The organism is Pseudomonas sp. SDO55104_S430, assembly GCF_054070595.1.
Genome location: NZ_JBSVXG010000226.1, coordinates 1 through 9,089 on the forward strand (window position 1 = coordinate 1; position 9,089 = coordinate 9,089).

Below are 9,089 nucleotides of genomic sequence, written 5' to 3' on the forward strand. Positions count from 1 at the left end.
TGTTGTCTGGTCCGCCGTCTTCGCGGGCAAGCCTCGCTCCTACAGGGTCGGGATCAGACCCTGACATCCCCCCGCGGCCCGGCGATGGCCCAGATGATCAGGCCCAGCACCGGCAGCAGGACGATCAACAGCACCCAGAGGACTTTCATCCCGGTTTCGGCGCCGCTTTTCAGGACGTTGATGATTGCCCAGATATCCAGGGCAAGAATGATCAGGCCAACCAGGCTGTTGAAGGTGGAACCCATGGCAATGCTCCGCAAGAGTGGTATGCCATTAGGATAGCCGGCTCTGTCCGGGGTTCCGTTTTATTGACAGCTTTGTCGACTCAGACGTGGATCGCCACTTTCAGGGCTTCCAGGGCCGGCGCCGCCGCGATGCCGACCTGCGCGCACAATTCCAGCACCCGTGGCACGTCGTTGCCGTAGACCAGCACCATCTGCAGTTCATCGTCGAGCAACTGGCTGAGGTTCATCAGGGTGTAGCCGCCGTTTTCCTTGTTCATGCTGCTCATTTGCACCTGAATGCGGTTGAGCGCGGTCAGCGCCTCGGTCTTGGCCAGTTGCTTGGGCTTGAGGTTGAACTCCACTGCGGGGCCGAACGAGGCGACGATCTGGGCGAACAGGTCGACGTAGGTGTCGGCCTGGAACAGCACGGTGTCGGGCAGACTGCCGATGACCACCCATTCGCCTAACGGGATCGGGAAGGTGTCATCGAAGTTGATGTCCGGGTTGGCGCTCAGGAAGGCTTCAGGATCCGCATAGGCCTGGGCCGCTTCGTCAGCGACCTTGAGGATTTCGTCTTCGCCCATGCACCCGGAGCTGATTTTGCTGATGAGTTCGACGAGTGCGGCTTTCATGGGGCGGATCCTGTAGCGAGGGGATTTTGAGGGCGCGAAGGATAACGCATTTGGCGAGGTGCTGCGGAACCGGTCATGCGGTTGGAATGCAAACCTGTGGTGAGGGGATTTATCCACTCACCACAGAGTCTTTGAACCAATCAGCCCAGCAATTTTTCCAGCTGCGCAACGGTATCGGTAGCGCCCATGGTCTTCGCCGCATCCAGCGCCGTCACACCGTTGGCATCCTTGGCCCGCGGATCGGCGCCTTTGCTGATCAGATAATCGACAATGGCGACGCGGTTGAACATGGCCGCCATCATCAGCGCCGTTCGGCCGTCGAACGACGAGCCCTCAACCAGCGCGCCGCCTTCGACCAGCGCCGTGACCACCGCCAGGTCGCCCTTGAAGGCTGCGCCGGCGATCGGGCTCTGGCCGTTGTCGTTGCGGATTTCCGGGTCGGCCTTGTGTTCGAGCAGGACTTTCACCGTCTCCACGTGGCCGTGGTATGCGGCCAGCATCAACAGAGTGTCGCCCTTGTGATTGCGCAGGTTCGCCGGCAGGCCCTTGCTCAGCAGCGCTGCCATCATGGCCGCATCGCCCTCCCGTGCCTTGTTGAATACCTGTTCGGCAAACTCGGCGGCTTCTTCGGGGGTCATCTGGCGGCTTTGGTCTGACATTGGACACTCCAGGTTCTGTCATTCGGAAAGCCGACAGTTTCCCGAGCGGCCCCGGCACTGTCACTTCTTTTTTCCGATACATGGGTATAGCGGCTCAATAACGGTAACGACCATCCTGAATCGCCGTCAGCAAGGGCTCGGTGACCTGTACGTAGGTATCGCTGCCAGGCAGCCAGGCGTAGATCGGGTCGCCACCGGTGCGGGCGGGATCGAAGCCTTCGTCCTTGAGCCGGGTTTTCTGGTACTTGAAGGTCCCGGTGGTCTCCATTTTCAGCTTCACCCGCAGAAATAGTGGCACCGCGTAGGCTGGCAGCTGTTGTCGCAGAAACGCCAGCAGCGCGCTGAAATCCAGGGTCGCCAGGGATTCGGCCGGCGTGATCGCCGCCATCCCTGCCCGGCCGTTGGTGTTGAGGATTTCCACGCCATAGGCCACGGCTTCGGAGATCAGCGGATGCTTGAGCAGCATGTTCTCGACTTCAGTGGTCGAGACGTTTTCGCCCTTCCAGCGATAGGTATCGCCCAGGCGATCGACGAACTGGGCGTGGCCGAAACCGATGTTGCGCAGCAGATCGCCGGTATTGAAGTAGCGGTCACCCTTGGCGAATACATCGTGCAAAACGACCTTCTCGGTTTTTTGCGGATCGGTGTAGCCGTCCAGCGGCGCCTTGTCGTCGATCCTCGCCAGCAACAGGCCCTGCTCGCCTTTGTCTACCTTGCGCATGAAACCGTTGGCGGCACGGATCGGCGCGCCGCTGTCATGATCGTAAGCGGCCAGCTCCCAGGACATCAGGGAGAACCCCACCGTGTTGTCGAAATTCAGGATGTTGGTGAAACCGATGTTGCCGTCGCTGGCGGCATACAGCTCGCAGATGTGCCTGACGCCAAAACGCGTTTTGAACTCGTGCCAGGCGCCGGGGCGCAGGCCATTGCCGATCATCTTGGTCACCTGGTGCCGGTTGTCGTCCTCGCCGGGCGGTTGATCCACCAGATAACGGCACAGTTCGCCGACGTATCCCAGTGTGGTCGCGCGGTACCTGCGCACGTCGCTCCAGAAGTGACTGACGCTGAACTTGCGGCGCAAGGCAAAGCCCGAAGCGCCGCTGATGGCCGAACCCCAGCACACGCACAGGCCCGTGGCGTGATACAGCGGCAACGTGCAATAGACGATGTCCGTTGGCTGCATATCCAGCGCGACCATGCCGAAGCTGGCGAAGCTGCGCATCCAGCGACCGTGCTTGAACACGCCGGCCTTGGGCAATCCGGTGGTGCCCGAGGTGTAGATATAGAAGCAGGTGTCGTCGAAGAAGATCTGCCGGCTGCTGGCCGGGTTGTCGACGGGGCCGTCGATGCTGGCGGTCATCAGATTGATGAAGCCTTCGGGCGCGATACCCGGATGATCATAGGTGTTCTGGTCGGCAACGAACCAGCAGTGCGCCGCCGGGATCGACACCGACTCGCGTACCGCCAGAAACGCCGGCACCAATTCCTCGCCGACGACAATTGCCGCCGGCGCTACCAGATTCAGGCTGTGGACAAGTGTGTCGCGGGTCTGCGAAGTGTTGAGCAAGGCGCTGATCGCGCCGACCTTGGCCACCGCCAGGATCGTCACCAGCAGCTCCGGACGGTTCTCGATAAACACCGCCACCACATCGCCCTTGCCGATGCCCTGTTCGATCAGATGGTGGGCGATTCGATTGGCCCATTGGTTGACCTGTGTATAAGTCAGCGCAAGCGAATCGTGCAGCAATGCAGGGCCGTCGGGATTGCGCAGGGTCGCCTGCTCGAAACTCCAGGCCAGACCACACGGTTGGTTCGGGTCCTTGACGTTGGCGACCTTCATGCCTTTGACCACCCGTGGCAGGGCCTTGGCGATCGAAGGCAGCTTGCGGAGCATCATGCTCCAGGTGATCGTGTCGCTTGGCGTGCGGCGCATGGCGGCTCCCGTTCGCTCTTCTTATTGTCGGGCGGCGTTTAATGAAGCCCGAAAATACGTCAAGGGTTCTTGAGCTGTACACGCGGTTTTTGAAATGTTTTGTATCTGCAACAGCGGTGTTGGAGATCGCGAGCGCGAGGACTTCAAATGGTTCAATCCAGCCGCCGAGAACCTCGCAAAATGCAGGATGCACGATGGCTGTTCTTGCAAATTGCACGAAAGCAAAAATCAGCTCTAAATATAACTTGTTGTTTTTAAAGGAATTTAATCACCATCGGATACTGGCACAATCACTGCAAAGCTCTGTGCATGCTTGCCTATTCAAGTCATCACGGAGCTGAAAGACATGAACCTGATCCAGGAAAAATTCGCATCCCTGTTCTCCAACTACGAAGTCATCACCCAGCCTCGTCCTGACGGCGGGATTCTGCTGACCTTGCGGGGTGCCGAGGACAGAGTGTTCAAGCGCTCGATTTCCTATCAGCAGCTGCACAATGGCGACCAGTTGTCGTGGGTCATCAGCGCCATCCGCCGTGACCTGGCCGAGCAGGCCAGCGAGTTGCCGCAGATTTCGATGCTGCAGAGCCAGCAGCGGTTTGCGTTGCCGACCTATCACTCGGCCTGACTAAAGCGGATTTCTGCTTTCCTGTAGGAGCGAGCATGCTCGCGATGGTCGTTAACGATAACGCTGGAAACCTGATGCCCAGCGGTGTCTGAACGTTCATCGCGAGCATGCTCGCTCCTACAGGTTATGTGATGTCATCGAGCCGCGGGAACTGGCTGGCAATGTTGTCCCCGGTGAAGTTCGCCACCAGGCCTTCCTGGTTCTTGAACAGGCGAATCGCCACGAAATGCGGGTTCTCCCCGATGTCGAACCAATGCTTGGTGCGGGCCGGCACCAGGATCAGATCATTCTTCTCGCACATCACCGCATAGACGTAATCGTCGATGTGCAGGTTGAACAAACCGCGCCCGGCAACGAAAAAGCGTACTTCGTCCTCACTCTTGCGGTGTTCATCGAGCAACTGGGCGCGCAGTTCGTCTTTCCGCGGGTGATCGTTGCTGTGGCTGATCACGTCGACGGTGACGTAGCCACGCTCGGTCATCAACTGGTCGATTGGCGCCTGATAGGCGGCGATCACCTCTTCCTGACTGGCGCCCGGCTGGAGCTTCGTCGCGGCTTGCCAGCGGTCGAAACGCACACCCTGCTCGGCCAGGGTCGAGGCGATATCTTCGAAATGGGTCAGCACCTTGTTGGGAACTTCGGGGCTTGAGACGTGAAAAACGGACAGGCTGCTCATTAAGGCGCTCCTTCTTGCATACGTGTGGCGATGATAACGGCTGCCGCGACGGCTGCGAGACTGGCAATACTAAAGGTTGATGCCGCGCCCAGGGCATTCCAGCTGTAGCCCGAATACAGCGCGCCTATTGCGCCGCCGGTGCCGGCCAGGGCGGCATACAACGCTTGGCCCTGCCCTTGCTGACGCGGGCCGAAGCTGCGTTGCACGAAGGCAATGGCAGCGGCGTGAAAACTGCCAAAGGTCGCCGCGTGCAGGACCTGGGCAAACAGCAGCACCCAGAGAAACTCCGCCAGCGAGCCCAGCAGCACCCAGCGCAGCGCCGCCAGCAGGAAACTCGCCAGCAGCACACGCCGCAGGGAAAAGCGCGCAAGGATCCGGCTCATCGCCATGAACATCAGTACTTCGGCCACCACGCCGACGGCCCAGAGCATGCCGATCACCCCTCGGCTGTAACCCAGGCGCTCGAGGTGCAGGGTCAGAAAGGTGTAATACGGACCGTGGCTCATCTGCATCAGCGCCACGCAGGCGTAGAACGCCAGCACGCCGGGGCTGCGTAACTGGGCGAGAAAGCCCTCACCCGTCAACTTTGCACCCTGGACAGGCTGCGCATTGGGCACCCACAGGCTGCTCAGGACGATGCCGGCCATGATCAGCACCAGCGCCGCCGGATAAATATCCAGGCTCAGCCATTCGAACAGGCGCCCCAGCGCGACCACGGTGATGATGAAACCGATGGAACCCCACAGGCGGATCTGGCTGTAGCGCGAGGTCTGCCCCTGCAAGTGCGCCAGGGTAATGACCTCGAACTGCGGCAACACCGCATGCCAGAAGAACGCGTGCAAGGCCATGACCATCGCCAGCCAGGCGTAGGTCTTGCTGACGAAGATCAGCGAAAAGGTCAGCAGCGTGCAGACCGCGCCGAAGCGCACGATGGCCAGGCGCCGGCCGGTGTAGTCACCGAGCCAGCCCCAGATGTTCGGCGCCACGCAACGCATCAGCATCGGGATCGCCACCAACTCGCCGATGCGCGCGGCAGAAAAGCCCAGATGATCGAAGTACAACGCCAGAAACGGCGCGGTCGATCCGAGCAGGGCGAAATAGAACAGATAGAAACTGGAGAGCCGCCAGTACGGAAGCGCCGCAGCCATCAGACTGCGGCGCTTTTCATATCATTCATGCAGATCGGCCATTCACAGCTGACCGAGCACCGGCGTGCTCACGCGCACGTCGGCGTTTTGCCCGCGGTGACGCAACAGGTGATCCATCAGCACGATGGCCATCATCGCTTCGGCGATTGGCGTGGCGCGGATGCCGACGCACGGGTCATGACGGCCCTTGGTGATGACTTCCACCGGGTTGCCATTGATGTCGATCGAGCGGCCCGGGGTGGTGATGCTCGAAGTCGGCTTGAGCGCCAGGTGGGCAACGATCGGCTGACCGGAGGAGATGCCGCCGAGGATGCCGCCGGCGTTGTTGCTGAGGAAACCTTCCGGGGTCAGCTCATCGCGATGCTCGGTGCCGCGCTGGGCGACAGAGGCGAAACCGGCGCCGATTTCCACGCCCTTGACCGCGTTGATGCTCATCAGCGCGTGGGCCAGCTCCGCGTCGAGGCGGTCGAAAATCGGCTCGCCCAGACCCGGCATCACGCCTTCGGCAACCACGGTGATCTTGGCGCCGACCGAATCCTGGTCGCGACGCAGCTGGTCCATATAGGCTTCCAGCTCTGGCACCTTGTCCGGGTCCGGGCTGAAGAAGGCGTTCTGTTCCACCGAATCCCAGGTCTTGAACGGGATCTCGATCGGGCCAAGCTGGCTCATGTAACCGCGAATGACGATGCCTTGGGTGGCCAGGTACTTCTTGGCAATGGCACCCGCCGCCACGCGCATGGCGGTTTCCCGCGCCGAGCTGCGACCGCCGCCGCGATAATCGCGCTCACCGTATTTGTGGTGGTAGGTGTAGTCGGCGTGGGCCGGGCGAAACAGATCCTTGATCGCCGAGTAGTCCTTGGACTTCTGGTCGGTGTTGCGGATCAACAGGCCGATGGCGCAACCGGTGGTGCGGCCTTCGAACACGCCGGAGAGGATTTCGACTTCGTCGGCTTCCTGGCGCTGGGTGGTGTGGCGGCTGGTGCCGGGCTTGCGCCGGTCCAGATCACGCTGCAGATCCTCAAGGGAAATCTCCAGGCCCGGCGGGCAGCCATCGACAATGGCGACCAACGCCGGGCCATGGCTTTCGCCCGCGGTGGTGACAGTGAACAGCTTGCCGTAGGTATTGCCGGACATGCAGGACGCTCCGTGAAATCGAACCCAAATACGTAATGCGCGCCAGTATACGCAGGCTACCCAATCAGTTCATCCTCGAACCTAACGCCGATTGGCGAGTCCAACCGGCATCCTGATGATGATGGCCTGATGATGCTGCGAGTTTTGCTCTTGACCCTGACCTTGTTTACCGGCTTCGCCCAGGCCACTGTTCTGCAACGGCCGATCACCCTGGACACCGGCAACGGTGAGCTTTTCGGCTCGCTGCTGCTGCCCAAGTCCGACAATCCAGTGCCGGTGGTGCTGATCATTTCCGGCTCCGGCCCCACCGATCGCGACGGCAACAACCCCGACGGCGGGCGCAATGACAGCCTCAAGCGCCTGGCCTGGGTGCTGGCCAAACACAACATCGCCAGCGTGCGCTACGACAAACGCGGCGTGGCGGCGAGCCTGGCGGCGACTCCGGACGAGCGCAATCTGTCGGTCGAAGGCTACGTCTCCGACGCCGAGGCCTGGGGTCGCAAGCTCAAGGCCGACCCGCGCTTCGGCAAGCTGATCCTGCTGGGGCACAGCGAAGGCGCGTTGATCGCCAGCCTCGCCGCACCGAGTGTCGATGCAGCGGCGGTGATTTCCATGTCCGGCAGCGCGCGGCCGATCGATCAGGTGCTGCGTGAGCAACTGGCCCGTAGCTTGCCGCCACCCTTGATGTTGCGCAGCAATGAGCTGCTCGACAGCCTCAAGGCCGGGAAAACCGATGACAACGTGCCAGCCCCGCTCCAGGTTATTTTCCGCCCAAGCGTGCAGCCGTACCTGATTTCGCTGTTCCGCCAGGACCCGGCGGCAGCCTTTGCCCGGCTGAAAATGCCGGCGCTGATCATTCAGGGCAGCAGCGATATTCAGGTCGGGGTCGAGGACGCGCGGTTGTTGAAAGCCGCCAAACCGGACGCGCAACTGGCGCTGATCGAAGGCATGAACCATGTCCTGCGCATCGTGCCCAACGACGTCAAACGGCAGCTGGCCTCCTACAAGGACCCGAATCTGCCCCTGGCCGCCGAGCTGGGCACACACATTCTCGGGTTTATTGACGGACTTCCCATCCGTTAAACGCTGTTTACCCTCCAGTCCTGAACAAAACGGCCGATAAGCCTTTGTCGCCAACGCAATGGTTGGTGACAAGCTGAGCCTGGACAGGATCTTGACGTTATGACAGACACCCCGACTTCAACCGACACCACCGCTGAAAAAGAAGCACCGCCAGCGGTCGAGCTGCCATGGGCGGACGTCCACGTCGAGCACCACAAGATGCTCCGCCTGGCGCCGTTGCAGACTGACCGCAACACCGGCGGGCGGCCCCTGCGCTTTGTCGAATTCGGTTACGCCGAGCGCAATGACAAGCAAAGCAGCTTGCTGCGCATGACCATCACCCTGCCAGGCCAGCGGGTGCGCAAGGAGCAGAACAATCTGGACGTGTGGGTCGACCACGCGGAAAAACGCGTGCACTTCGGCCCCGACAGCGGCCTGCAGATCGAACCGCTGAACCGCGGCATCGGCCGTTACATGGCGGCGCAAGGCATCAACTGGGCGAAGAAACGCTGGCCCGGCTACACCGTCGACGGCACCGACCTGAACAACAAGGATGCGCTGAGCGAAGACACTCGTCTGCGCCGCGATCACTTCCTGCGGGTTCATGGCTTCGATGTGGTGTACGCCGATCCTCAGCATTTGAAGGGCAGCGTCAGTGAGGTGCGGGTCGGCGACCTGTTGGGCGACTGGAATACGGAAAAGCTGCAGGTCGTGGAGATTCTTGAGGCGGCGCAGATGCTCCAGCAGGCCGAGCAGAACCTGGCCGAGCAGGAAGTGAAGCTGAAGAAACACGAAGAGAAGGTGAGCAAGTACAAGCGTGAAGACGCTGGGTTGCGTTTCACCATTACCTGTCTGGTGGCGTTTGCGGTGTTTCAGGCGGGGTTGTTGATCTGGATTGCCACGCACCGTTGAATATTTGAAATTGTGGTGCGGCATTCGCGGGCAAGCCTCGCTCCTCCAAGTCACCGAATCCGTCGGAGTAAGGTTTTCCCGCGA

Annotated in this window: 10 protein-coding genes; 3 read left to right on the forward strand and 7 right to left on the reverse strand. The window is 61.0% G+C overall.

What is annotated here, in order from left to right; genetic code table 11:
• Positions 1–53: 53 nt before the first annotated feature.
• The 4 genes from ACW9JE_RS25620 to ACW9JE_RS25635 all read right to left on the reverse strand — a co-directional run bounded on the left by ACW9JE_RS25620 (position 54) and on the right by ACW9JE_RS25635 (position 3,448).
• On the reverse strand, positions 54–245 hold the full coding sequence (locus tag ACW9JE_RS25620; RefSeq protein WP_175376952.1) for a PLDc N-terminal domain-containing protein: 192 nt from the start codon (positions 243–245) through the stop codon (positions 54–56).
• A gap of 80 nt (positions 246–325) precedes the next feature.
• A complete protein-coding gene (locus ACW9JE_RS25625) occupies positions 326–856 on the reverse strand; it encodes a hypothetical protein (protein WP_457434317.1) in 531 nt (176 codons plus the stop codon).
• Positions 857–996: 140 nt separating this feature from the next.
• The gene (locus ACW9JE_RS25630; RefSeq protein ID WP_224541011.1) at positions 997–1,515 is read right to left on the reverse strand and encodes an ankyrin repeat domain-containing protein; all 519 of its coding nucleotides are present in this window, start codon (positions 1,513–1,515) and stop codon (positions 997–999) included.
• 94 nt (positions 1,516–1,609) lie between these two features.
• Positions 1,610–3,448 carry a long-chain-acyl-CoA synthetase gene (locus ACW9JE_RS25635; protein WP_457434318.1) on the reverse strand — a complete coding sequence of 613 codons (1,839 nt, stop codon included), beginning with the start codon at positions 3,446–3,448 and terminating at the stop codon, positions 1,610–1,612.
• A 346-nt stretch (positions 3,449–3,794) separates the two neighbouring features.
• Between ACW9JE_RS25635 and ACW9JE_RS25640 the strand changes: the two genes are divergently transcribed.
• Positions 3,795–4,073, forward strand: a complete 279-nt coding sequence (locus ACW9JE_RS25640) for a DUF3509 domain-containing protein (RefSeq protein WP_224541016.1) — start codon at positions 3,795–3,797, stop codon at positions 4,071–4,073.
• A gap of 124 nt (positions 4,074–4,197) precedes the next feature.
• Here ACW9JE_RS25640 and ACW9JE_RS25645 read toward each other — a convergent pair whose 3' ends face one another.
• From ACW9JE_RS25645 to aroC, 3 genes are read right to left on the reverse strand one after another with little or no spacing between them, the layout of a single operon-like run.
• The gene (locus ACW9JE_RS25645; protein WP_457434319.1) at positions 4,198–4,749 is read right to left on the reverse strand and encodes a 1,2-dihydroxy-3-keto-5-methylthiopentene dioxygenase; all 552 of its coding nucleotides are present in this window, start codon (positions 4,747–4,749) and stop codon (positions 4,198–4,200) included.
• Positions 4,749–5,897, reverse strand: coding sequence for an MFS transporter (locus tag ACW9JE_RS25650; protein ID WP_457434320.1), 1,149 nt, complete (start codon positions 5,895–5,897; stop codon positions 4,749–4,751). The genes ACW9JE_RS25645 and ACW9JE_RS25650 overlap by 1 nt, the downstream gene beginning before the upstream one ends.
• Positions 5,898–5,939: 42 nt before the next feature.
• Positions 5,940–7,031: a chorismate synthase gene (gene aroC / locus ACW9JE_RS25655; RefSeq protein WP_457434321.1), complete on the reverse strand. Its 1,092-nt coding sequence runs from the start codon at positions 7,029–7,031 to the stop codon at positions 5,940–5,942.
• Between the two features lie 129 nt (positions 7,032–7,160).
• On the opposite strand from aroC, the gene ACW9JE_RS25660 reads away from it, so the two are divergent.
• Positions 7,161–8,114, forward strand: coding sequence for an alpha/beta hydrolase (locus tag ACW9JE_RS25660; protein WP_457434322.1), 954 nt, complete (start codon positions 7,161–7,163; stop codon positions 8,112–8,114).
• A 99-nt stretch (positions 8,115–8,213) separates the two neighbouring features.
• Positions 8,214–9,005: a hypothetical protein gene (locus tag ACW9JE_RS25665; RefSeq protein WP_224541024.1), complete on the forward strand. Its 792-nt coding sequence runs from the start codon at positions 8,214–8,216 to the stop codon at positions 9,003–9,005.
• The last annotated feature ends 84 nt before the right edge of the window (positions 9,006–9,089 follow it).

Bases quoted from the DNA above. Each gene is read 5' to 3' on its own strand.
- ACW9JE_RS25630 (WP_224541011.1), bottom strand. From the start codon at position 1,515: ATGTCAGACCAAAGCCGCCAGATGACCCCCGAAGAAGCCGCCGAGTTT.
- ACW9JE_RS25665 (WP_224541024.1), top strand. From the start codon at position 8,214: ATGACAGACACCCCGACTTCAACCGACACCACCGCTGAAAAAGAAGCA.
- ACW9JE_RS25645 (WP_457434319.1), bottom strand. From the start codon at position 4,749: ATGAGCAGCCTGTCCGTTTTTCACGTCTCAAGCCCCGAAGTTCCCAAC.
- ACW9JE_RS25625 (WP_457434317.1), bottom strand. From the start codon at position 856: ATGAAAGCCGCACTCGTCGAACTCATCAGCAAAATCAGCTCCGGGTGC.
- ACW9JE_RS25640 (WP_224541016.1), top strand. From the start codon at position 3,795: ATGAACCTGATCCAGGAAAAATTCGCATCCCTGTTCTCCAACTACGAA.
- ACW9JE_RS25635 (WP_457434318.1), bottom strand. From the start codon at position 3,448: ATGCGCCGCACGCCAAGCGACACGATCACCTGGAGCATGATGCTCCGC.
- ACW9JE_RS25650 (WP_457434320.1), bottom strand. From the start codon at position 5,897: ATGGCTGCGGCGCTTCCGTACTGGCGGCTCTCCAGTTTCTATCTGTTC.
- ACW9JE_RS25660 (WP_457434322.1), top strand. From the start codon at position 7,161: ATGATGCTGCGAGTTTTGCTCTTGACCCTGACCTTGTTTACCGGCTTC.
- aroC (WP_457434321.1), bottom strand. From the start codon at position 7,031: ATGTCCGGCAATACCTACGGCAAGCTGTTCACTGTCACCACCGCGGGC.
- ACW9JE_RS25620 (WP_175376952.1), bottom strand. From the start codon at position 245: ATGGGTTCCACCTTCAACAGCCTGGTTGGCCTGATCATTCTTGCCCTG.